Source organism: Nocardiopsis sp. NPDC006198 (genome assembly GCF_040613895.1).
Lineage (GTDB): Bacteria > Actinomycetota > Actinomycetes > Streptosporangiales > Streptosporangiaceae > Nocardiopsis > Nocardiopsis tropica.
In genome coordinates, this window is the sequence record NZ_JBEXSY010000018.1 from 15,637 (window position 1) to 38,304 (window position 22,668).

The following is a 22,668-nucleotide window of genomic DNA, read 5'->3' on the forward strand; positions in this document are numbered from 1 at the left end:
GGTCCGCCCGCGCACCGGACCTCCGGGAACGTGGGCGAGGCCTGTCTGCGGAGGTGGTGGTCCGGCCGAAAACCGTCGTCAGCCCCGGGACGCGGGGGATCCCTGCCACCGGAGGGGGTCGTCCTCCAGCGCGGGGCGGTCCCAGTGCCCGAGGTCCGCTGCGGCCTCGTAGGTGGTGCGGAGGAACTCGGCGACCGCGCGGTCGGGGTCGGGCGCGGCGCGGGCGACCTCGTACGGCAGCAGGAACTGCTGGAACTCGGTGCTGAAGTACGCGCCTTCGGGGCCGACCGGCTGATCGGCGAACCCCTCGGGTCCGGGGTAGGCGTAGGAGTAGAAGGCGCCTTCCTCGCCGCCGCCGGGCCAGAACCCGCAGCTGGACAGCTCTCGGGAGTACCCCTCGACCATGACCCAGTCCCCGCAGTTGGGCGCTCCGCCCGGGTGGGGCGGGGCCGACCGCCCCGAGAAGCGGGTGCAGGCGAGGTCCATCGCCCCCCAGAAGAAGTGCACCGGGCTGACCTTGCCGACGAAGTGTGACCGGAACTCGCCCATCACCCGGTTCGCCTGCAGCAGCTGACGCCAGAACAGGGTGGCCGCCTCGCCGTCGTAGGAGGCGTGCTCGTGGTCCTCGGCGAAGGGGATCGCCGGCTCGACCTCGTTGGGGTGCGGTCGGATCGGCGCCTCGATCCCGAGCCGGTCGAGCATGTCCAGGACCCGGGCGTAGAATTCGGCGACCGGCATCGGCCGCAGTGGGAGGCTCTGCGCGCCGCCGTCGCTGCTGCGGACCTCGAGCCGGTGGCCGACGAAGTCGAACTCGATCTCGAAGGCTCCCGTGCGGTACGGGATGGCCGAAGTCGTCAACCCGCGCGGGCTGACGTAGAGGGTCACCTGCCACCAGTGGTTGATCAGCGGAGCATGGGCCATGCGGATCTTGCCCACGATCTGGGTCCACATGTGCAGGGTGTCGCGTGTGGGGGTCCAGTCCGAGACCCGCAGGCTCGGCCAGTTCGTCCTCGACGGGCTGGTCATCGGTTCTCGCTTCCTTCGCCGTGCCGCCGGAGGGCGGAGGCGGTCGTGATCGTGTTCTGCGGACGGGCGCCCCGGCCACTCGTCTCTCCCGGAGCGGAGCGGGCCGTGGTTCTGTCGGTCCCCGCCACACCCCCACGACGGCCGACGGCGTCCGCATGAGCGGTGCCTCGCGTCCCCTGGGGTCGCGAGCCCCCCGATGGTAGTTGATGCATCATCGGAACGGTAGGTGATTGATCAACTTTCCGGATGGGGATCTGAGTCCCGGGGGAGCGATGACGGCGCCCTGGTCCCATTTGGTTGACACGTCATCCAATGCTGCTAATTTAGGTGACGCATCATCTAGTTGGCGGGGATGTGCGGTCACCGACGCGAAGGGCTGTCCCCATGCGGAGGTCGGGCCGGTCCGCGGAGCCGTGTCGACCGAGGACGCGTGTCGTCGGCCGGCCCGGTCGTCGGGGCTCCGGTGCGGACGCGCGTGCCCGTATCACCCGCGCGGAGACCGACGGCGTCCCGGCCGAGCCCCCGGTACACGAGAACCTCGAGAGGAACCCCCTGTGAGCACCGAAGTCAAGAACGGACTTCAGGCACTGCTGACGCCCGAGGAGAGCGTCGTCGTCCTGATCGACCACCAGCCTTTCCAGTTCACCAACCTGAACAGCCACGAGCCGTCGATGGTCGTCAACAACGTCGTCGGCCTCGCCAAGGCCGCCAAGGTGTTCGACGTTCCGACCATCCTGACCACGGTGCTGGAGGAGCGCGGCGGCTTCCTCCTCCAGGCACTGCAGGACGTGTTCCCGGAGCAGAAGCCGATCGACCGTACGTTCATCAACACCTGGCAGGACGAGCGGGTCGTCGACGCCGTCAAGGCGACCGGCAGGAAGAAGCTGATCATCGCCGGTCTCTGGACGGAGATCTGTGTCGCCATGCCGGCGATCCAGGCGGCGGGCGAGGGCTTCGAGGTCTTCGTCGTCACCGACGCGTCGGGCGGTATCTCGGCGGAGGCCCACGACATGGCCGTACGGCGCATGGTCCAGGCCGGCGTGGTGCCGATCACCTGGCTGGCCGTGGCGGGGGAGTGGCAGCGCGACTGGGCCCGCGAGGGGACCGTGCAGGGCATGATCGAGGTCCAGACGCAGCACGCCGGCGCCACCGGCGTCGCCTTCGCCTGGGAGACGCAGCTGCTGGCCAACCGCTCCGGAAGCGGCGTCTGACACGACCGCGGAACGGACCCCGGTCCGCATCGGGCAGGGCGGGTGTTCGGAGCCGCGGGGGCGGCGGCCCTGGTCCCGCCGGAGACGGCTCTACGGCCGGTGTGCCGCATGGATATGTTGATGCATCATCTTTACTGGGTCGGCGTGACGCCCGGCCGACCGATCGAGGAGGAGGCCGTATGGCAGTCGAAGTGAGCGATGCGCCCGAGGCCAAGCGCTATGAGGCCCGCGTCGACGGAGAACCCGGTGTCGCGGGCATCGCGGGATACATCCGCACACCGGAACTCGTCGCGTTCGTGCACACCGAGGTCGCGCCGGAGTACGAGGGAAGGGGGGTCGGGTCCGCACTGGCCCGCACCGCCCTCGACGAGGCGCGGTCCGCGAACCTGCGGGTGCTCGCGACCTGCCCCTTCTTCGCGGGCTGGATCGCCCGTCATCCCGAGTACCAGGACCTGCTGTACCAGTCCCGGAGCAGGGTCAGTGACTGAACGGTCGGACACGGAGGCCGGTATGAACGGCGGATCCGGGAAGAAGACGTACGAGGGACAGTCGGTCACGGTCACCTTCGAGGCCGGGCGCTGCCGGCACGCGGCCGAATGCGTCCGGGGCCTGCCCGAGGTGTTCGACACGGCTCGGCGCCCGTGGATCCGGCCGGACGGCGCCACCGCCGAACGGCTGGTCGAAGTGGTGCGGCGCTGCCCTTCGGGTGCGCTGCGGTACCGACTCGCCGACGGCGGAACGGGGCCCTGAACGACCCGCACAGACCACGCGCGGTGCCACCGGACGGCCGACCCCACCCGGTGAACCGGGCGTGGACACGCCGCAGGGGCCCGTCCTCGGACGGGCCCCTGCGGCCGTTGCCGGGCGGCGGCCGCCGGCTCAGTCCGCGGCGGCGCCGAACCACCTCGACAGCGGGCCGGCCAGCTCCTGCTGGTCCTCGCCGACCCACGCCACGTGCCCGTCCGGCCTCAGCAGCACGGCGGGTACGTCCGGTTCCCCGCCGGTATCCGCGACGTAATCGACGCGGTCGGCCCAGCCCCCGACGGAGAGCCGCCCGGTCCGGTCCAGCAGCAGCCCCCGGCCCCCGTGCATCAGCCCGTAGAGGCGGCCGCCCCGGCTCAGCTCCACGTCGCGCATCCGGCTGCCGAGCAGCTCGTGCCCCTCGCCGAAGTCGTAGCGGACGTCGACCGCGGTGATCATGCCGGTCACGTACCGGTTGACCTCCTCGAAGTCCATCAGCCGCGAGAACAGCCCCCGCAGCGCCGCCGCACCCGGGTCAGCGCCCAGCATCGTGATCTGTGCGCGGGTGTTGTCCAGCACGCGGGCGCCGACCGGGTGCCTCTCCTCGTGGTAGCTGTCCAGCAGTCCCTCCGGCGCCCGGCCCCCGACCGAGGCGGCCAGTTTCCAGCCGAGGTTGAACGCGTCCTGCACACCCAGGTTGAGTCCCTGCCCGCCGGTGGGCGGGTGGATGTGCGCCGCGTCCCCGGCCAGCAGCACCCGGCCCGCCCGGTAGCGCTCGGCCTGCCGGGTGGCGTCGCCGAAGCGGGACAGCCAGCGCGGCGAGTGCACGCCGAAGTCGGTGCCCGCGAAGGCCCGCAGCCGCTGCCTGAACTCGTCGAGGGTCGGTTCGGCCGCGCGGTCCTCGGCCACCCCGTCGGCGGGCACGATGACGCGGTGCACCCCCTCGCCCTCCTCGGCGGCGGGGGCGAGGCCGAACCGCAGCTGGGTCCTGTGGACCTTCGCGACGGCGGCGGCGATCACCTCCGGATCCGCGGTCACCTCCATGGCGCCCAGCAGCGTCTCGACCTTGGCGGGCTCGCCGGGGAAGCCGATCCCGACCAGCTTGCGCACCGCGCTGCGCCCGCCGTCGCACCCCACGAGGTAGCGCGAGCGCAGGCGGGTGCCGTCCGCCAGCTCGACGTCCACCCCGTCCTCGTCCTGGTCCAGGCCGACCACCTCGCAGCCGCGCCGGATCCGCGTGCCCAGTTCGAGGGCGCGCTCCTCCAGCAGCCGCTCGGTGACCGGCTGCGGGGTGGCGAGACCGTACGGGTGGGCCGTGTCCAACAGCTCCGGCCACGGCTTGGTGACGCCCCCGAAGAGACCGCCGACCCGGAACTTCTCGCTGACCGCGAGGAACCGGTCCAGCAGACCGCGCTGGTCCATCACCTCGACGCTGCGCGCGTGCAGGCCCTGCCCGCGGGAGTGCCCCGTCGGCTCGGTCAGCTTCTCCAGCACGAGCGTGTCAACGCCGTGCAGCCGCAGCTCGCCGGCCAGCATCAGGCCGGTCGGCCCGCCGCCGACCACGATCACGTCGATCATGAATGCCCCTGTCCCTCGTCGTGGCGTCCCGGCCGCCCGCACCTCCTGGGGGTGCCCGCGACCGACCGCCTTCCCCGCCGGTACGGCGTCCGCGCGCGCCCCGCCCGACCTGCGACGGCACACGCGTGTCGTGGTTCCCGGAACCGTGTGTTCCGGCCACGAGGGATGATTCTGGGGCACGACCCGGGTCTTGCCGCAAGCCCCCGGGTGCGCTATACGTTGAGAGTGGAAGGACGGATTTTTCCTTCCCCCGCCGGTTCGACACGGACGGGCGACCCTCTCCCGAGCCGGTGACGCGGAGCTCTTCTCCGATCACGTGGGCTCCCTCCGAGCCCCCCTGCCTCCTTCGGGGTCCTCTTCCGCCGTGGCCGGTACCGCCCTGGAGGCAGACGTGTGCGCCCGGGGCCGCGGGCCGTCAGCAGGGCGACCACGAGCAGGACCGCCCCCCCGCACCGAGACCGGTCAACCCCTGCGCGTTCCAGCGGCGTCGCACCTCTGTATCCGCGACGTGACACGGGCCAGGGAGGGCGCCCTGGCACCCTCCCGGGCCCGGTCACGTCACGCAGCGGAGCTCTGCGCAGGCAGCCAGCTGGGTCTCCACCCCGGGGCGGTGTGAATCCGGCGCAGCCAGGGCAGTGTCACTGCCGGGGATCCCCGTGCAGGTGCCGCATCAGGGTTTCCAAGTCCGAGCGCTCCAGCCCGGCCGGGGCGGCGGGTTCGTCGGCCAGGTCCGCGAGCTGCTCGACCCCGGGGTCGTCGAGGACCGCCCCCATGAAGCGCAGCTTGGCGGCCAGGCGCTCCTCGATGACTTCGTCGATCGTCTTCTCCGCGATCAGGATCCGCACGTTCGTCTCCGTGCCGGGTGCCAGGCCGAGGCGGTGGATCCGGTCCAGGCTCTGCAGGAACCGGCCGGCGGTGAAGTCCCGGTCCACGTACACGGCCTCGTGGCAGACCTGGTGGAGGCTGATGCCCTCACCGAGGGTCGCGGGGTTGGACAGCAGGACGAGGCATCCGGGGTCCTTGCGGAACCTGTCGATCTGCTCTTCGCGGTCAGCGGTGCCGCCGTGGACGACGGCGGGAGCACAGTCGGCCAGCATCTTCTCGAGCGTGGTCAGGCTGCGGACGAACGTCGACCACACGATCGTCTTCCGTCCCCGTGCGGCGTTCGCGCGCACGATCTTGCAGGCCTCCTTGTACTTCGGGGAGTCCTCGTAGCGGGGGAGGTTGTCCATCATCTGCCTGAGGGTCGGGTTCTGCGGCACCTCCAGGCGGGGGAGGTCGTAGGGCAGGGGCTCGTACTTGCTCCCGCCTTCCGACAGCAGGGCGGGTGAGGCCGCAGCCATGATCAGGTACATGGAGACACGGCCGTACTTCTCCAGGCCTTCGCTGCCCTGACCGCTGCCCGCAGCCCGGAGGCCCTCCTCTCCGGCGATCGCCGAGTAGAGCTCCCGGTGCCAGTCGTCGAGGCCGACGCGGACGACACGGGGGTCGAGGGGGGGAAGGCCGAGCTCCTGCTTGGTCGTCCGGCAGAAGAACGGCTTGAGGATCGCGCTGGCGTCGCGCAGGCTGCGGTCGGCGATGGCGCGTTCGACCGTCCGCCCCCCCTGGCCGGGCCAGACGAAGGAGAAGAGGCTCTGCAGGTCCTTGGCGCCGTTGGGCGCCGGCGTGCCGCTGAGGGCGAGTCGTCGCCGCGCGAGCGGCCCCAGGGCCAGGCACACCGCCCCGTAGACGCCCTGCGCGCCGCGTTTCATCCGGTGCGCCTCGTCCAGGACCAGCATGGACGGTTCCGCGCTGAGCCACTTCGCCAGAGCGTCCTGGCTGCCGGCGAGGCGCTCGTAGTTGATGACCACGATCTCGGCCAGCGGGTCCAGCATCCCGCCGTCGGCGATGTGGACGGCAGGGGGCTTCTCAAAGCACAGCTCCACCTCCTCCGTCCAGCTGCCGTGAGCCGACTTCGGTGCCACGACGAGCATGCGGAGGACCTCGCCCCGGTTCCGCGAGGCGTGGAAGTCGGCCAGGGCGACACGTGTCTTCCCAGCGCCGGGCACGCTGAAGTTGGCGCCGTGCCCCATAGAGAGGAGCCTGCCGATGTCCCTTCGCTGGAAAGCGGTCAAGGGGGCCAGCCAGCCGGGGTCGAGCAGGCCGTCGACGTCGTCGGCGCAGACCTCGGAGGGGGAGGGGCCGTCGCCGCTGAGCCTTGCCTTGGCTTCCTTCGCCTCACGTGCGGAGTCCCGTACGAGGTTGACGACCGCGGTCTCCCAGCGGACATCCTTTGACGGCCAGATCGTCAGCGACTGGACGCTGGAGAGGAAGTTGTCGAGGGGGACATGGACGACCTGGGGAGACTGGTAGGCGGAACCGCGGAAACGGTGGGCCAGCCGGCTGAGGTCGGCCGTGTGGGAGGCATCCGCTTCCAGGACCACGGTGGTGCCGGACGGGGAGAGCCTGATGGTGAGAGTGGGCACAGGAGAGTCTTCCTTCACAGGTCCGCGACCGCGTCCTGCAGCCAGGACAGTCCGGGGCCGGGCTCCTCCACACCGCGGGAGGCGACGCGGGAGAGCTTCTTCAGGGCAGTGGCGAGTTCCAGGAGCGACTCGTCCAGGGCACGGTGTTCCATGAGGTCCTGGCTGCGCGCCTGGGAGGCCTGCTGCGTCGACTCGCTGACGAGCTTGGCGGCTTCCTGGAGGGTCTTGGCCGCAGCGCTCTTGCGCTTGGCGCGGCGGTCCACCCACTCGGCTTCGTGCACCCCCTGCTCGACCGCGTCCTTCACCTGGTCGAGCACGGTGCGGGCTTCAGCGGCTTCCTCAGCGGTGAGCTGGGAAGCGGCGGCCTGCCTGGCCCTGGCCTTGAGGACCCGGTCGGTGAAGGCGCGTGCGCGAAGAGTCTCCGGTTCCTCCCCGGCCAGGGGCAGGTCCTCGCCGAGGTCGAGCCCGGGCAGGGAGAAGGCCTCGTCCGCGGGCTTGCCCGGCTGGGCGAACTCCTCGCCCAGCTTGGGGACGAGGTAGGCGTTGTGGAAGTCGTGGCCGACGTAGCGGACCTTGGTCTTGGCGGTGCCCAGGACGATGGCGAGCAGCCGGTTCTCCCGCAGCGCTTCGGCCTTGCCCGTATCGGCCGCCTTGTGGTAGCTGCGGTGCAGTTCCGACAGGGTCTCCTGGTGGCCCTCGAAGTCCATCAGGCGCAGGCTGGTCGTGCCCCCTCCGCCGAGTTCCTCCCGGCTCCGCTCGATCGCCTCGGAGATGAACTCGTAGACCCAGAGGTCCCGTTCGATCGCCTTCGGCGTGGTCCGGAATGCCTTTGCCAGTTCTGCGGGGGTGCGTCCGGCAGAGGTCTGCTCATGGACCGCGATCAACCGGTTGATGTAGGAGTAGTCGCGGCGGCGGTCCTTGCGGAGCTGCAGTTCCAGCTCGACCGCCGCGATGTCGGCCCAGGTCGCTGTGGCAGGTAGGACGGCCGCGCGGAAGTCGCGCTTGTTCAGATCCCTGAGGGCTGCGCACCGGGTATTGCCGTTGACCAGGATCCCGCTGGGGGTGATGATCCCCGCGTCCTTCTGTCCGTAGTCCTTCAGATCGTCCTTGAGCTTCTCGAAGTCGGGGTCCGTGGCATCGGGGTTGTCCGGCTTGCACTGGAGGAGCTTGTGCAGGTATTCCTGGCTTTCCTTCGACCAGGGGTCCTCCGCGAGCTTGGCGTCGAACACCGGGTCGTGGGAGCGCTGCGCGCGGATCCGGTGGGTCTCCGGGTTGTAGAGGAGGTCGTCGAGCGGCACGGTGACGACCTTGAAGTTGGTCGGCTGTCCTCGCCACTCCACCCGTACGGTCTCAGGGGCTCCGCCGGCTCGGCGTGCCTCTTCCAGCCGTGCTTCCACCATGGTGCGGACAGCGCTGCTGCCCGGGGTCTCCGCGATCTCTGCGGGGTTCATGTCTACGCCTTTTCTTCTCGTGTCGGTCCGGCCGGGGCACGCTGGCCCCGGCCGGCAGGACCTCTGAGGCCCCGGGGTCTACCTACGGCTGGTTCCGCAGCCGGTCGGCCACGGACTCGCGCGAATCGGCCGGGAGGCGGCGGATCTCCGTCCAGAGCTGCTCCACCCTGCGGGGGGTCCTCCTGCCGCGCCGGACCCACTGCGCGAGCTCCTCGCGCTCTTCCGCGCTGACCATGTCGAGGGCTGTCAGGACGTCGTGCAGCTGCGGGGCCGCATCCTGGGCGCCGCCGGCCTTGCACCGCTTGCACTGGGTGACGTACCGCTGCTCCACCGACCCGTCCTCCAGGGTCTCCTTCTTGGCGCTCACGGACAGCTGAGCCGTCTCCCCCCGGCGGGAGTCGGGGTACTCCTCGCCGCCGGCGATACCGCACACGGTGCAGAGGAAGTCGTCGGCTGCCATGACGGCGGCCCGCTCCTTGCTGCTGATCTCCTGGGGCGCGCTCCGACGGGCACGGGGGTCCCACACGGCGTCGCCGGCACGGACGAAGCACAGCGTATTCAGCGGCAGGCCTGGGTCCTCGCGGTTGGTGTTGATGACCCATCCGTTGGCCCTGAGGTCGCGCATACGGCGGTCGACCTGCTCGACCCCGGGAAAAGCGTCCCGCAGATCGGCCTTGGTGAAGAAGTTCCCCTCCCCGACCTCGTCCAGGAGCCACAGGGCGACCTTGATCCTCGTGCCGGACCGCAGCTCCGGGTCGTTCCAGACAGGGCGCATGAGCGCTCTCCTTCCAGTGTCTGTGTCGTGCTGTCTCTAGTTCGCTCGGACCGCGGCTGTGCTCCAGCGGGCCGCGTGGCCGGCTTCTCCGGCACCGGCGTAGTAGGCGGCCAGCTGGTGTGCCGCCTCGTGCAGGCCTGACCGCGCCGCCCGTTCGAGGAGCAGGGGCCGGATCTCCCCCTCCTGGAGGAGGCTGCTGGCGGAAGCGGCTGTCTTGACGGCCTGCCGGGCCGCGCTGAGCTTCCGCTCCTGCGGTGCCTGGACCCCCAGGAGGCTGCCCGCCTCCGCGCTCCCCAGGGATTGCGCCGTCAGGAGCCAGGTCTCCCCCTCCCCGGGGTGACTGTCGAGGAGGCGCAGCAGGGCGAGGACCAGGGCCGCCTCCGGGGCTGCCTCCGGGGAGCGAGCAGCGGCGAGCAGGGCGGTGCCCGCCCTCCCGTAGGCCGCCTCGTACCTGAGCTGTTCGGCGTCCTTCCGGAGGGGCTTGGCCGGGGCGGGCCGGGCAGCGGCAGCGGCAGCGGCAGCGGGCCGCTGGTGACCCTGCCGGTAACCCCGGAGCTCTACGGGCAGCGACTGCCGTCGGAACTCCTGCCACTGGCTCCAGAGCCGGTCCGCCTCGCGGAGGTCCGGCAGGGGGTCGGCCTCGCCTGCTGTTTCCCTTGCCGCATAAAGGCAGGCCAGGGCGAGGGTGTTGAACTTGGCCCGTGTCGGCGGGCGGATGAACTTCTTGTTGAGGGTCCTGCTCAGGGTCGACCAGGAGACGCGGTGCAGGCGGCCCCGCTCACCCGTGTTGCGCTCGGCGACCTTCTCCGCAGCCTTTGCCACCTGGCTTTGCTGGAGCCCGTGTTCTGCGAGGAGCTCCGCCAGGAAGTCTGCGAAAAGGGAGGCGTCGTTGTCCCCTGGGTTCGGGGAGGAAGAGGGCATGGCTTACCTCGTATCTGGTTTCTGTAGGGCGCTGCAGAGAGCCCGGAAGTCCTTCGGGAAGGCTGGTCCGGTGCCTGTAGGCGTTCGGGGGAGGGGGCTCTTGTGCGCCGCGTTCTGTCGGGGGTCTCGCTTTCTCGTCCGCCTGAAAGGTAGGGGTATGCGCGACTCCTGTCTCGCGGAGGCGGGCCGTCGGTGAGCGCACAGGAGGAACAAGGCGTGCGGGTCGGAGGGGAACGGATCGCGTTCCACCGCCGCACGCTCTGCAGGTGACGAGGACCGACTTTACCTAGTTTTTTCGGATTTGGAAGGAGATGTGCCGGGTTTTGCTCTTGCAGTTACTTGCAGTTTCTTGACTGCCTCTCGGACCGGCAGGCAAGTCTGCCGCCCCGGTGTTGTCGGCGGCGGGACACGGAGAAGGGAAATCCTATGATCCCACCTTTGGGCATATTGTCCCTATATATCCCTTTTAATGTAGTTTTCTGGCGTGCCTGGGTAGTGCGAATCTGCCTGAGGGCGACGACGCCGACGTGTGGGAAGGCCTAACGGGAGGGTGCCGGACGCACACTGCTGGCGCCTCTGCTGTTGGCGGCAGGCAAGCGGGAGCGCGTCTCTCCTCTCCTGTGCCGGCGGGAGTCAGGGTGCCGGTGTGCCGAAGGCCACACCGGAGTTGTGCTTCCCGGCACTCTCCTGCCGGGGGACCAGGGCTCTCCCGGCACGTCTGCGGCCTCTTCCCTGCCCGCGGTTCGACCAACCCCCGGTTAGCGGAGGGGTGCCGGCGCAGGGGGGAGGCCTCCGCTGCGCAGCGCCCTTTCGAGGCGCTGCGGCGGGGGCTCTCCCAGTTCTGCTCCTGCGCTCCGGCACATGCGTAGAATCGCCCCTCAGAAGCACCTCGGATCCTGTGGGGGAACTCCTGCCGATGCGCTGGCGGTTTCGCCCGCACCCCATGACACCATCGTGGTCGGAAGCGGTCTTTCCGCCGGGTGTTCGATGAGTGCAGTGCGGCCGGACCGCAGCGGCCGGCGGGGCGAGGACAGAAAGGCAGAGGATGTCGGGTTGGGAGGGCGAGTACACGTCCCTGGAGATCTGCGCGGGCGCGGGCGGGCAGGCGGTGGGGCTGCACAATGCCGGCTTCCGCCACCGGGCGCTCATCGAGGTCGACCCCCACGCCGTGCAGACGCTGCGGCACAACACCCGCAAGCAGGGGTGGGAGGGCTGTGAGGTCCTTGACTGGGACCTGACGGACTTCGACATGGACGCCCTCAAGCAGGTAGTGCCCCCTGACTCCCTGAGCCTTTTGGCCGGAGGCGTCCCCTGTCCTCCCTTCTCCCTGGCCGGCAAGCAGCTGGGCGAGGACGACGAGCGGGACCTGTTCCCCGTCATGCTCGAGATGGTGAGTGAGCTGCGTCCCCGCGCGGTGATGATCGAGAACGTGCGTGGTCTGCTCGAGCCCTTCCACAAGTTCGCCTCCTACCGGGACCGCATCCGCGCACGCCTGGAGGAGATGGACTACCGGATCCTCGGATGGGAGGTGCTGGAGGCCCGGGACTACGGAGTACCCCAGCTCCGCCCCCGCGCGATCCTGGTCGCCATGCACGCGGACGAGGCTGCCCATTTCCAGCCGTCCCGAGGCAGAGCGGCCCCCGTCAAGGTCGCCGAAGCGCTGGACGCGAGCATGAGGGCGCGCTACGCCGCCTCGGAGCGCCCCGACGCGATGGACTACTACCGCAGGTGGAAGAAGAAGGCCGAGGAGCGGGGTACTGTCGCCCCCACCCTCGTGGGCGGCTCGAAGAAGCACGGCGGAGCGGACCTGGGTCCCACACGCGCTAAGCGGGCCTGGGCCGAACTGGGTGTGGACGGGCACGGCGTCGCTGACGACCTCGGCAAGACCAAGGACGAGGACCGGGACCTGTTCGGCGAGCGCGGGCCCAAGCTCACGGTCGCCCAGGCCGCGATCATCCAGGGCTTCCCCGAGGAGTGGGAGTTCATCGGGCGCAAGACCGCCGCCTACCGGCAGGTGGGCAACGCGTTCCCGTCGCCGGTGGCCGAGGCGGTGGGCAAGTCCATCCTCGACGCACTGAAGGCCGCGGACGCCGATGCCGCGCTGCCCGAGTGCCAGCCTCCGGGGCTAATCGAGCAGACGGGACCGCTGCAGCTCACCCTTACGGGCTGAGACGGCCGCGACGACGACCTCGGCGCACTCGGCGGGATCCTGGTGCTCCCAGAAGCGCAGCACCAGCCATCCTGCCTCCGCGAGCTGGGAGTCGGTGTCGCGGTCGCGGCTGACGTTGCCGCTGATCTTGTCCTCCCAGTACCCGGGGTTGGTCTTGGGCGCAACGAAGTGGTCCGGGCAGCCGTGCCAGAAGCAGCCGTCCACGAACACCGCCACACGGGTGGGGCGGAACAGCAGGTCTGCGGTCCGCCGCATCTTGGGCAGCGGCTTGGCCGCCACGCGGTAGCGCAGGCCGACGGCATGGACGAGGCTGCGGAGTGCGAGTTCGGGCTTGGTGTCGCGGCTGCGGTTGCCGCGCATACTGCGCCGGTTGGCGGCTGAAGACGCCCACGACCCCTTCGGAGGCTTCCAGCCCCCGGCCCCGTGCTGAACTGGCGGCTCAACCACTCGTGCCTGCCCGCGGCTGTACCGGCCCCGGCTCAGCGAAACCGCTCGTGGAGGGCGTACCGGGGGCGCCCTGTACGGAGATGTCGGAGAGTTGCACGGTGGGAAGGCTACCCGCTCCGGCGGAGCAGGGCGGGTCAGGCTCCCGCCCCGAGGAGGGCCTCGCCCAGCGGAGTGCGGGCGTGCAGCATCCGCGTCCCGTCACGCCGGCTGTGGACCAGCTGGGCCTTTCTCAGGATCGTCAGGTGGTGCGACGCCGTGGACACGGCCGTCGCACACGCGTCGGCGACCTCCGACGTCGACCGGGGGCCGTCCAGGGACAGCAGGGCACGGGCTCGGCCCGAACCGAGCAGTTCCACCAGGGACTCCTCGACCGCCGAGCGCTCCTGCGTCCAGGACGCGGAGAGCCCGAGCACGGGGTAGAACAGCGTCGGCTGCGCGGGCGGCTCGGTGAGCACGGAGCAGCGGGGCGTGCTCATGACGGAGGGCACGAGCACCACCCCGCTGCCCTCGCAGTCGACCTCCTCGCTGTGCTTGCGCATCTCGATCTCGATGGCGTCGCGGTGCCACGCGACGGAGCCGTGGAGCGAGCCGACCATCGCGGCCACACCGTCCACGCCCACGCGGCGCACGCGCAGGTCGATGTCGGCGCTGATGAGCCGTCGGATCTGGGGCCAGTGCGGGGCCAGCGCGGCCTCCCAGACCTCCTCCCAGGCGTCCGCCACCTGGGCCCGGGTCCGTTCCGGGTAGGCGAACATGTCGGCGATGATCCGGTGGCGCAGCCCCTCCGAGCGGGCGAGCACCTTGGTGAGGTCCGCCCGGACGGACTCGGCCGGTACCCGGCGCAGGCGTTCGACCTCGTCGGCCGGGGCCATGTCCCACGTCGGAGTCGAGGTGAGGAAGTCGGGGAAGTAGCCCTCCGGGCCGATCACCGTCCGCAGCACCCCGAAGGCCTCCCGGGGCATGGCCGAGCGCACCGAGCGGAGCCAGCCCCACTGGAGGGGGTGGTCCGGCGGATTCTGGAGTACACGGACGGCGTGGCACAGCTCGTGGCCGGGGGAGATGCCGAAACGGATGGAGGAGATGTCCGTGGCGCCGATCTGGAACCGGACCAGGTTTCGACCCATGTCGAAAGAGTAGAGGCGCACGGGGCCGACGCGCCAGAGTGGAGGCATCAGGACAAGCCCCCCGGGAGGAAACGTGCAGTTCGCGCTGCTGTACCACTACGACCCCGCCACCGTCGGCCCCGTCGGGGTGCGGCCCGTCGTCGAGTTCGAGTTCGAAGGGTGAGGACCATGAGCGATGTGACCGCGCCGGCCGTCGTGCCCGCTGAGGAACTGCTGGTCGGCGACTCCCGGACCCTGCGGTTCGAGGGCTACCTCCACGGCTCCGGAATCTCCTTCTTCCTCGTGGACAACGACCCCGGCCAGGGGCCCGGCCTGCACCGCCACCCGTACACCGAGACGTGGACGGTCCTGGAGGGGGAGGCGACCATCACGGTGGGGGAGGAGCGGATCGTCGCCAGGACGGGCGACACCGCCGTCGTCCAGCCCCACGTGTGGCACGGGTTCACCAACACCGGCACCGGGCGGCTGCGCCTCATGTGCGTGCACGCCTCGGACACGATGATCCAGGAGTGGAAGGACTGAAGCCCCCTCCCGCACGGGTGCGGCGGCGCAGGACCACTCGCGCCGCCGCACCCGTTCCCGATCCGTTGGATCGGAGCCGAGCCGTTCCACGTACCGCCGGGTGTCCGTCCCGGAGCGGGCGCCGGGGATCCGGCATGAACCCCCCGCCGCCGTTGTTGCCCCCTGACAGCGGACGACGGAAGGGACGGACATGGCGGACGGGAAGGGTCGTGGCGGGCCGGGCGCCCCCGGAGCGAAGCACGGCCGCACGGGCGGACCCGGGACGGCGCTGCCGGGCTCGGCCGACGTGGTCGTCGTGGGCGCGGGACAGGCCGGCCTGTCGGTGGCCTGGCACCTGAGGCGCCTCGGGCTCACCCCGGGCTCGGACCTGGTGGTCCTCGACCGCGGGCCTGGTGCGGGCGGGGCCTGGCAGTTCCGGTGGGAGTCGCTGCGGCTGGACACGGCGCACAAGGTCGACGACCTGCCCGGCATGGGGGAGCTCGGTCTGAGCTTCGCCACCGCGGACCGGACGAGGGCCGCCAGGGAGGTCGTGGCCGACTACTACGAGCGCTACGAGCAGGCGTTCGCGCTGGACGTGCGCAGACCCGTCGAGGTCACCGGGGTCCACGAGGACGGCCGCGGAGGGTTCCTCCTCACGACCGACCGGGGCGACATCGGCGCCCGGGTCCTCGTGAACGCCAGCGGGACGTGGGCACGCCCCTTCCGGCCCTACTTCGCGGGCGCCGCGGAGTTCCGGGGCACGCAGATCACCACACCCGGCTACCGCTCCGCCGAGGACTTCCGGGGGAAGCGCGTCCTCGTCGTGGGCGGGGGCACCTCCGCGGTCGGGTTCCTGCGCGAGCTTGAGGGCGTGGCGGCGGCCACGGTGTGGGCCACCCGCCGACCCGTCGAGTTCACCGGCGACCCGGACGCGGGCGTCACGGCCGTGCGGATGGCCGACGAGGCTGCCAGGGCCGGGCGGCCGCTCCCGAGCATCGTCAGCGGAACCGGCCTCCCCGCCACCCCGGAGAACCTGGCCGCGGCCGAGCGGGGGCTCCTCGTGGCCCGGCCGATGTTCTCCTCGGTCGAACCGGACGGGGTCCGCTGGGCCGACGGGACGTTCGCCCCCGTGGACGCCATCATCTGGGCCACCGGGTTCCGGGCCGAGCTCACCCACCTGGCACCGCTGCGCCTGCGCGAGCCCGGCGGCGGCGTCCGCGTCGAACAGGGCCGCTCGGTGCGCAACCCCCGCCTGTTCCTCGCGGGTTTCGGTCCCCAGGCGAGCACAATCGGGGCCAACCGCGCCGGCCGCGCCGTCGCACGGCAGGTCGTCGCCGAGCTCCGTGCCCCCGTGGCGGATCCGGCTCCCGTGGGTTAGACAGGTTCCCGGCGCAGCACGCACGCCGGCTCCGGCGAGGGATGGCGAGGGCCGCAGCGTTCGAGAGCTGTCCGTGGGCACACGGAGAAGGGGAGCGCATGGGGACGACCAGGCTGGGACGCTCGCGGGTGGAGGTCGGCGCGCTCGGGTTCGGCGCCGTGGGGATCGGCAACGGCATGGACCGGGCGGTGGCGGAGGAGGACGCCCACGACGCCGTGCGGGCGGCGTGGGACGCGGGTGTGCGGTACTTCGACACCGCCCCGCACTACGGGCTGGGCCTCTCCGAGCGGAGGCTGGGACGCGCGCTGGCCGGCCTGCCCCGGGACCGGTACACAGTGTCGACCAAGGTCGGCAGGCTGCTGGAGCCGGCCCCGCACCGGAGCGGAGAACGCGACGACCACGGTTTCGACGTCCCCGCCACGCACACCCGCCGGTGGGACTTCAGCGCGGACGGAGTGCTGCGATCACTGGAGGGGAGTCTGGAGCGGCTCGGACTGGACCGGGTCGACCTGGTCCTGCTCCACGACCCCGACGACCACTGGGAACAGGCCGTGGGCGAGGCCTACCCCGCGCTGCACGAGCTGCGCGACCAGGGGGTGGTCGGCGCGATCGGCGCGGGCATGAACCAGGCCGGGATGCTGGAGCGCTTCGCGGTGGAGACCGACGTGGACGCGGTGCTGCTCGCCGGGAGGTACACGCTCCTGGACCGGTCGGCGGCGGCCACGATGCTCCCGGCCTGCCGGCGCGCCGGGGTGTCGGTGATCGCGGCCGGTGTGTTCAACAGCGGAGTGCTCGCCACGGACGAACCCGTCGAGGGCGCGACCTACGACTACGCGGCGGCGTCGCCGGAGGTGCGCTCCCGGGCCGCCGCGGTCGCAGGGGTCGCCCGCCGCCACGGGGTGTCCCTGCCGGGAGCGGCGATGGCGTTCGCGGCCCGGCATCCGGCGGTGGCCACCGTCCTCGTGGGCGCGCGGTCGGCGGAGCAGGCCCGGCGCAACGCCGACCTGTTCGCCCGACCGGTGCCGGACGCGCTGTGGTCTGACCTGGTGGGGGAGGGGCTGCTCGGGGAGGAGGACCTCGGCTGATCCTGCGGTGGGACGGGGCTCGTCCCGAGGGACCTTTGCGGGGGCTCAGGCGAGGGGGCCCAGCAGGGTCCGCCTGTCCAGCCCCTCGTCGGTGAGTTCGTCGAGGACGCCGGTGATCTGTTTCTCCTCGTACCGGAAGTGGGTCTCCATGACCGCCTCGATCCCGTCGAGGTGGCGCAGCTGATCCTCGGCGCCGTGTCCGGAGTCCACGGCCTTCTGCAGGCCGGCGATGAGGTACTCGATCATGCTGTGGTCCTGCTTGAGCTTCGCGACGACGGGCGCGAGGTCGGGGCGGTGCTCCAGGAGGAGGGGGAAGAGGGCGGCGTCCTCGCTCGTGTGGTGGCCGTTCAGGGCGGTGCAGAACCCGATGCAGAAGAGCCGGAGGTCGCGGGAGACGGACCCGGCCCCCGCGCCGTCGGTGATGGCCTCGCGGGCCACCTCCAGGGCGTCGCGCAGCCGCTGGTGGACGTCTCGGAGCTCGCGCCCCCAGGCGTGCACTCTCTGCTCGGTCAATGCGTGGCTCCAGGTGTCGTGTGAAAGGAGGAACGCCCCGCGGCGGTGGTGCCGTGGGCGCGGCGCGCAGGCGTCCTGCGGAAGGCTCGGGAGCGCGAAACGCCCCACGGTACCGCGCGGAGCCGACGCCCCCGGATTTCTGCGGCGAGCCATCGCGGAGGCTTCGCCGCCGCCGGGAGCAGGCAGGGACACGGGAAGCCTCCGCGCCCCGCTCCCGGCGGGGCGCGCGGCCGGTCCACCGGGTCGCGACCGCCCGCGGACGCGGGCCGTCCGAAAGGTGTGGGCGGTTCGAGAGCACTGCCGGATGCGCTACAGTTTTACCTGTTGGCGGGACCGGAGACGGCGCCCGCCCAGCGGCCGGGACGTAGCGCAGTTTGGTAGCGCACTTGACTGGGGGTCAAGGGGTCGTGGGTTCAAATCCCGCCGTCCCGACAGGGAAGCAGCAGTTCGGAGAAGGGTTCGCCTGAGGGCGGGCCCTTTTTCGCGTTTCCGGGGTGGGTGTGCGCGGGCGTGCGGGCCGTCGCCCGGCGCTTCCTCGGGCAGGGCCCGGCAGGGAGGCGTGCGGGCCGTCATGCCCGTGCGGCCCGCCGGGACGGGCCGTACGCGGGTGCGCGGGGTACCTCTCCGGTGAACGTCGGCTCCGTCGCCTTCCACCGCGCCATGGGATTCACCTTGGAAGCCGGGGGCCGGGAGGTCGGCGGCCTGCCCGTGCACACCGGCCACGACGGGCCCGATGAGGACCGCGTGTGCTTCCGCCGGAGGATCGCCCCCTGAACCCGCGGGGCGGCATGGCCCCTGCGGCCGCCGCGAGGGTCAGCGGGCTCGGTCGCCCGCGGCGCTCGGCTCCGGGCGGGCGGAGGGGGCGGTGACGGGGGCCAGCCACAGGCCGGTAAGCGCGTCGGTCAGGCCGGTGGCGGCCTCGTGCCACGAGCCCCTGGGGGTGGGCTCGCCCACGGCGAGGGCCCGCTCGTGCTCGGCGAAGGTGTGCACGATGAGGTGGCGGGCCATGTCCTGGCGTTCGCGGCGCACGGGCGCGGGCAGGTCGGGCAGGCACCTGCGCAGCTCCTCCCCGGTGCGCACCAGCGAAGGAGATTCCATGGCCTCCCGGGAGACGATCCCCCGGAAGGCGGGGTCGGCCAGCGCCTGGGCGCTGAAGCGCCCGTACCAGGAGGGTGTGCCCAGGTCGTCCAGGTGCTGGGCCAGGGGCTCGACCATGCACGCCACCCAGTCCCTGACCTCGGAGGAGCCGTCGACCCGTGCCACCATGCGGCGCCGCACGTCCTCGACGGGCCCGGTGCGGCGGCGCACGATCGCGCGCACGAGCCCCTCCTTGGAGCCGAAGTGGTAGGTGACGGCGGTGTTGTTGCCCTGTCCGGCCTCCTGGCCGATCTGGCGGTTGGACACCCCCGCCATGCCGTGTTCCGCGAACAGCCGTTCCGCCGCCGACAGGATCGTCTCCCGCGTCGCCGCCACCCGCTCCGACCTCGCCACCCTGCCGCTCATGCCGACCACCGTACCGATCTCCGCGCGGGATGGTTGCCCCGTGTCGCCGGCAGCGGTGCCCGTCGCCCGGTCCGTGGCTGCGCGCGGCCGTCGGGGCCGCGCCCCTCGGACGCGTACGTGTGTGCGGGTCGTGCCCGTCCCCGGCGGGAGCGGGCGCCGGAGCCGTCGGCGTTTTCCTCGCTGATATGGCCTCCCTCACTCCCGCCGGGCGTGGAGTCGGCCCGGTACGTCCTGTTAGTCTAAGTCATGCGCCTGACTTAAAAGTCGGCGCTTTCGCGTGTCCGAATACGGGGGTTCCTGCTCGATGACCGATGCCCGCACCAGCCCATCCGAAGCGCGGACGTCCGCGCGCCCTCCCGCCCGGCCGAACGTGATCATCTGCGTCCTCGCCTTCAGCGGCATCGTCGTCTCGCTCATGCAGACCCTGGTCATCCCCCTCGTTCCCGTGCTGCCGGGCTTCCTCGGGGCGACCCCCGGGGACACGACGTGGGCGATCACCGCCACACTGCTCGCCGCCGCGGTCGCCACCCCCACGGTGGGCCGCCTGGGCGACATGTACGGCAAGCGCCCCATGCTGGTCCTCAGCCTGGCGGTCCTCGTGGTCGGCTCGGTGTTCTGCGCCCTCGCCGACAGCCTGGTGCCGATGGTCGTGGGCCGCGCCCTCCAGGGGCTGGCGGCCGGGGTCATCCCGCTGGGCATCAGCATCATGCGCGACGAGCTGCCCCCCGAACGCCTGGGCGGGGCGACCGCGGTGATGAGCGCGTCCCTGGGGGTGGGCGGTGCGCTCGGTCTGCCCGCCGCGGCGTTCCTCGCCCAGACCGCGGACTGGCACACGCTGTTCTGGGTCGCCGCGGCGCTGGCCGGCGCCGCCGCCGTCCTGGTGCGCACGCTCGTCCCGGACTCGGGGGTCCGTGCGGGGGGCAGGTTCGACCTGCCCGGGTCGGTCGGCCTGTCCGTGGCACTGCTCCTGCTCCTGCTGGCCGTGTCCAAGGGCTCGGACTGGGGCTGGGGCAGCGGCGTTCCCGGGGCGATGCTCGCCGCCGCGGCCGTGGTGCTCCTGGTGTGGGGCTGGTGGGAGCTGCGCGCCCCGCACCCCCTGGTCGACCTGCGCACCAGCGTGCGCCGTCAGGTCCTGCTCACCAACACCGCCTCCCTGGTGTTCGGGTTCTCCATGTTCGCCATGTCCCTGGTCGTTCCGCAGCTGCTCCAGCTGCCTGAGGCCACCGGGTACGGGTTCGGGCAGACGATCCTGGTCGCGGGGCTGGTGATGGCCCCGAACGGGCTGGTCATGATGGTGATGGCGCCGCTCTCCGCGCGCCTGTCCCGCGCCATGGGCCCGAAGACGACCCTGATGTGCGGCGCGCTCCTGGTCGCGGTCGGCTACGGCCTGAGCCTGCTGCTCATGTCCGGCATCTGGCAGCTCATGATCGCCTCCACCGTCATCGGCGCCGGTGTGGGCCTGGCCTACGGCGCCATGCCCGCGCTGGTCATGGCGGCTGTGCCGCGGTCCGAGACGGCCGCGGCCAACAGCCTCAACACCCTCATGCGCTCCATCGGCACCTCCGTGGCCAGCGCCGTCACCGGCATGGTCCTGACCAGCATGACCCTGCCGGTGGGCGGCCAGGACCTCCCGTCGCAGGGCGCCTTCACCCTGGTCCTGGCCATCGGCGGGCTCGCCGCCCTCACCGCCTTCGCCATCGCCGCGTTCCTGCCCGGGCGCCGGAAGCCCTCGGCGGAGGACCCGCCCGCGTCCGGAACCGCGGAGCCCGTCGGCGCCGCGGCCACCCGGGGCGCCTGACCGGTGCGCGCCCGGGGCCGTCCGTCCCGGGCGGTCCAGGGCGCGGGGCCCCCGGCCGTCCGCTCCCGCCCGTTCACGCACCCGCCCCTATCCGCGCGTGTCCCTCACGGCCCTCCGTGCGGGACACGCGCGGTCGTCGTCGGGCCCCGTGGCGGGGGCCCTCGGCGGGGCGGGCCCTCCTCCCGCCCTGGTGAGAGCAGGGTCGCAGCCCCCACCCGGGTCGCGTGCTCCTCCCGTCGCTTAGGGTGGCATGGGTGTCAACTAAGTTGACAGCAGGGTCGTGGAAGGCACGGCCCACACGAGCGGCGGGATCGGCACCCCGCCGGCGAGGAGGAGACATGACCGCGAACGGTACGCCCATCACCGCCGGGAACACGGTGGAGGAGTGGCTCGCGCACCCCGCCGGAGGGCCGGTCCTGCGCGAACTGCTGGAGGGGTCCGGACAGGACGCGGACGCGCTGCGCCCCGTCGGCAAGCTCTCGCTGGCCAAACTCGTCGAGATCGCCGGCGACCGGTTCCCGCAGGAGCTCGTCGACGAGCTCGTGCTCCGCGCCAACGGCGGGGTCGCCCCCGTCGTCGAGGAGGAGCCGCAGGCGTTCGCGACCGGTGCGCGGTTCGCCGGACGCACGGTCGTGGTCACCGGAGCGGGCTCGGGGATCGGCCGCGCCACCGCCGCGCGGATCGTGCGCGAGGGCGGCCGGGTGATCGCCGTGGACATCGCGCAGGACCGCCTCCGGTCCCTGGTCGACGCCTCGCCCGAGGACACGGTCGTGCCCGTCGCCGCCGACATCACCGGTGACGAGGACGTGGCGCGGATCGTCGAGGCGGCGGGCGGGCGCGTCGACGGCCTGGCCAACGTCGCCGGCATCATGGACGACATGTCGCCCCTGCACGAGGTGAGCGACCGGACCTGGGAACGCGTCTTCGCGGTCAACGTCGACGGCACCTTCAAGCTCTCGCGCGCGGTGGTCCCGGCCATGCTCGCCGCGGGGCGGGGCGCGATCGTCAACGTCGCCTCCGAGGCGGCGCTGCGCGGCAACGCGGCGGGGATCGCCTACACGGCCTCCAAGCACGCCGTCGTCGGCATCACGCGCAGCTCGGCGTTCATGTACGGACCGCACGGGGTCAGGGTCAACGCGGTGGCCCCGGGGCCCGTGGCCACGGGGATCGAGGCGACCTTCGGCTCGGAGTTCGGCAAGGCCCGCATCGGTGAGTTCATGCGGCTCATCCCGCAGGTGGCCGACGCGGACAAGCTCGCCGCGTCGATCACCTGGCTGCTCAGCGACGACAGCGACAACGTCAACGGCGTCGTGCTCGCCTCCGACGGGGGCTGGTCCGTCCAGTGACGGACGCCGGCGCCCGGTCCCCGCGAGGAGGGGGCCGGGCGCCGGGACGCGTTCAGTCCCCGGGGGTGATGAGCTCCTGGAGGAGGGCGCCGTAACGCGCCACGACCTCCCCGTGGTCGGTGTCGGCCAGCTCCTTGTCGCCGACGACCCAGAGGCTGTAGAGCAGGCCGCCGACGAGTGCGGCGGCCAGGCGGGCACGGAGCAGGGCGTCGGGGCCGGAGAGGCGTTCGGCCAGCGGACGCACGAACGCCGTCTCGTGGGCCTCGTGCAGGCGCGACCCCACGGTGCTGGCGTCGCTGGCCCGGATCAGCGCGAGGTAGATGCCGCGCGTGTGGTCGTCCACCGTGAGGACGTAGTCGACGAACCGCGTCCCGAGCGTCTCGATCGGCCCGCCCAGGAAGGGCGCCCGGTCGGAGCCGATCCGGACGGTCTCCAGGAACAGCCGCTCCTTGGTGCCGAAGTGGCGGATGACCAGGGCGGGGTCCACCTCTGCCGCCGCGGCGATCTCGCGGACCGAGGTCCGGGAGTAGCCCTGTTCGACGAACAGGTGGGCCGCGGCGGCGGCGATGGCGTCGCGTGTGGGGATCTCGGGGTCGCGTCGGGGCACCGTGCGATTCTAGGGCGTGGCCGGCGGA

Annotated in this window: 21 protein-coding genes and 1 tRNA gene; 11 read left to right on the top strand and 11 right to left on the bottom strand. The window is 71.9% G+C overall.

Annotated elements, in window-relative coordinates; translation table 11 throughout:
• Window positions 1-78 precede the first annotated feature (78 nt).
• Window positions 79-1,026: a DUF5996 family protein gene (locus tag ABZ234_RS14590; protein ID WP_355012339.1), complete on the bottom strand. Its 948-nt coding sequence runs from the start codon at window positions 1,024-1,026 to the stop codon at window positions 79-81.
• Window positions 1,027-1,580: 554 nt separating this feature from the next.
• On the opposite strand from ABZ234_RS14590, the gene ABZ234_RS14595 reads away from it, so the two are divergent.
• The 3 genes from ABZ234_RS14595 to ABZ234_RS14605 all read left to right on the top strand — a co-directional run bounded on the left by ABZ234_RS14595 (window position 1,581) and on the right by ABZ234_RS14605 (window position 2,987).
• Window positions 1,581-2,237 (top strand): hydrolase, encoded by a 657-nt coding sequence (locus tag ABZ234_RS14595; protein ID WP_355012340.1) that lies wholly within the window; start codon window positions 1,581-1,583, stop codon window positions 2,235-2,237.
• A gap of 179 nt (window positions 2,238-2,416) precedes the next feature.
• The gene (locus tag ABZ234_RS14600; RefSeq protein ID WP_344178813.1) at window positions 2,417-2,725 is read left to right on the top strand and encodes a GNAT family N-acetyltransferase; all 309 of its coding nucleotides are present in this window, start codon (window positions 2,417-2,419) and stop codon (window positions 2,723-2,725) included.
• 22 nt (window positions 2,726-2,747) lie between these two features.
• The gene (locus ABZ234_RS14605; protein ID WP_267945712.1) at window positions 2,748-2,987 is read left to right on the top strand and encodes a (4Fe-4S)-binding protein; all 240 of its coding nucleotides are present in this window, start codon (window positions 2,748-2,750) and stop codon (window positions 2,985-2,987) included.
• A 129-nt stretch (window positions 2,988-3,116) separates the two neighbouring features.
• On the opposite strand, the gene rox is transcribed toward ABZ234_RS14605, so the two are convergent.
• The 5 genes from rox to ABZ234_RS14630 form a co-directional block, all read right to left on the bottom strand.
• Window positions 3,117-4,556 (bottom strand): rifampin monooxygenase, encoded by a 1,440-nt coding sequence (gene rox, locus ABZ234_RS14610; RefSeq protein WP_355012341.1) that lies wholly within the window; start codon window positions 4,554-4,556, stop codon window positions 3,117-3,119.
• Window positions 4,557-5,194: 638 nt separating this feature from the next.
• Window positions 5,195-7,021 (bottom strand): DEAD/DEAH box helicase, encoded by a 1,827-nt coding sequence (locus ABZ234_RS14615; RefSeq protein ID WP_355012342.1) that lies wholly within the window; start codon window positions 7,019-7,021, stop codon window positions 5,195-5,197.
• 14 nt (window positions 7,022-7,035) lie between these two features.
• Window positions 7,036-8,472, bottom strand: coding sequence for a hypothetical protein (locus ABZ234_RS14620; protein ID WP_355012343.1), 1,437 nt, complete (start codon window positions 8,470-8,472; stop codon window positions 7,036-7,038).
• An 82-nt stretch (window positions 8,473-8,554) separates the two neighbouring features.
• Window positions 8,555-9,247: a hypothetical protein gene (locus ABZ234_RS14625; protein WP_355012344.1), complete on the bottom strand. Its 693-nt coding sequence runs from the start codon at window positions 9,245-9,247 to the stop codon at window positions 8,555-8,557.
• 36 nt (window positions 9,248-9,283) lie between these two features.
• Window positions 9,284-10,168, bottom strand: a complete 885-nt coding sequence (locus tag ABZ234_RS14630; RefSeq protein ID WP_355012345.1) for a hypothetical protein — start codon at window positions 10,166-10,168, stop codon at window positions 9,284-9,286.
• Between the two features lie 1,045 nt (window positions 10,169-11,213).
• Between ABZ234_RS14630 and dcm the strand changes: the two genes are divergently transcribed.
• A complete protein-coding gene (gene dcm / locus ABZ234_RS14635) occupies window positions 11,214-12,338 on the top strand; it encodes a DNA (cytosine-5-)-methyltransferase (protein ID WP_355012346.1) in 1,125 nt (374 codons plus the stop codon).
• Here dcm and ABZ234_RS14640 read toward each other — a convergent pair.
• Complete coding sequence (locus tag ABZ234_RS14640) at window positions 12,294-12,785, bottom strand: very short patch repair endonuclease (RefSeq protein WP_355012347.1); 492 nt, start codon at window positions 12,783-12,785, stop codon at window positions 12,294-12,296. The genes dcm and ABZ234_RS14640 overlap by 45 nt on opposite strands.
• Window positions 12,786-12,919: 134 nt before the next feature.
• A complete protein-coding gene (locus ABZ234_RS14645) occupies window positions 12,920-13,909 on the bottom strand; it encodes a DUF5937 family protein (RefSeq protein WP_355012348.1) in 990 nt (329 codons plus the stop codon).
• A gap of 168 nt (window positions 13,910-14,077) precedes the next feature.
• Between ABZ234_RS14645 and ABZ234_RS14650 the strand changes: the two genes are divergently transcribed.
• The 3 genes from ABZ234_RS14650 (at window position 14,078) to ABZ234_RS14660 (ending at window position 16,873) form a co-directional block, all read left to right on the top strand.
• Complete coding sequence (locus tag ABZ234_RS14650) at window positions 14,078-14,431, top strand: cupin domain-containing protein (protein WP_352985989.1); 354 nt, start codon at window positions 14,078-14,080, stop codon at window positions 14,429-14,431.
• Between the two features lie 190 nt (window positions 14,432-14,621).
• Window positions 14,622-15,788 carry an NAD(P)-binding domain-containing protein gene (locus ABZ234_RS14655; protein ID WP_355012349.1) on the top strand — a complete coding sequence of 389 codons (1,167 nt, stop codon included), beginning with the start codon at window positions 14,622-14,624 and terminating at the stop codon, window positions 15,786-15,788.
• A gap of 98 nt (window positions 15,789-15,886) precedes the next feature.
• Window positions 15,887-16,873 carry an aldo/keto reductase gene (locus ABZ234_RS14660; protein ID WP_355012350.1) on the top strand — a complete coding sequence of 329 codons (987 nt, stop codon included), beginning with the start codon at window positions 15,887-15,889 and terminating at the stop codon, window positions 16,871-16,873.
• 45 nt (window positions 16,874-16,918) lie between these two features.
• Here ABZ234_RS14660 and ABZ234_RS14665 read toward each other — a convergent pair whose 3' ends face one another.
• Window positions 16,919-17,386, bottom strand: a complete 468-nt coding sequence (locus tag ABZ234_RS14665; RefSeq protein WP_355012351.1) for a hemerythrin domain-containing protein — start codon at window positions 17,384-17,386, stop codon at window positions 16,919-16,921.
• Between the two features lie 358 nt (window positions 17,387-17,744).
• Here ABZ234_RS14665 and ABZ234_RS14670 point away from each other — a divergent pair.
• A tRNA-Pro gene (locus tag ABZ234_RS14670) sits at window positions 17,745-17,818 on the top strand.
• A gap of 195 nt (window positions 17,819-18,013) precedes the next feature.
• Window positions 18,014-18,160 carry a hypothetical protein gene (locus ABZ234_RS14675; protein WP_355012352.1) on the top strand — a complete coding sequence of 49 codons (147 nt, stop codon included), beginning with the start codon at window positions 18,014-18,016 and terminating at the stop codon, window positions 18,158-18,160.
• 39 nt (window positions 18,161-18,199) lie between these two features.
• Here the strand turns inward: ABZ234_RS14675 and ABZ234_RS14680 are convergent, their stop codons facing one another.
• Complete coding sequence (locus tag ABZ234_RS14680; RefSeq protein WP_355012353.1) at window positions 18,200-18,889, bottom strand: TetR family transcriptional regulator; 690 nt, start codon at window positions 18,887-18,889, stop codon at window positions 18,200-18,202.
• A 304-nt stretch (window positions 18,890-19,193) separates the two neighbouring features.
• On the opposite strand from ABZ234_RS14680, the gene ABZ234_RS14685 reads away from it, so the two are divergent.
• Window positions 19,194-20,687 carry an MFS transporter gene (locus tag ABZ234_RS14685; protein ID WP_355012354.1) on the top strand — a complete coding sequence of 498 codons (1,494 nt, stop codon included), beginning with the start codon at window positions 19,194-19,196 and terminating at the stop codon, window positions 20,685-20,687.
• Between the two features lie 338 nt (window positions 20,688-21,025).
• Window positions 21,026-22,033: an SDR family NAD(P)-dependent oxidoreductase gene (locus ABZ234_RS14690; RefSeq protein WP_355012355.1), complete on the top strand. Its 1,008-nt coding sequence runs from the start codon at window positions 21,026-21,028 to the stop codon at window positions 22,031-22,033.
• Window positions 22,034-22,085: 52 nt separating this feature from the next.
• Here the strand turns inward: ABZ234_RS14690 and ABZ234_RS14695 are convergent, their stop codons facing one another.
• Complete coding sequence (locus tag ABZ234_RS14695; RefSeq protein WP_355012356.1) at window positions 22,086-22,640, bottom strand: TetR family transcriptional regulator; 555 nt, start codon at window positions 22,638-22,640, stop codon at window positions 22,086-22,088.
• Window positions 22,641-22,668 lie beyond the last annotated feature (28 nt).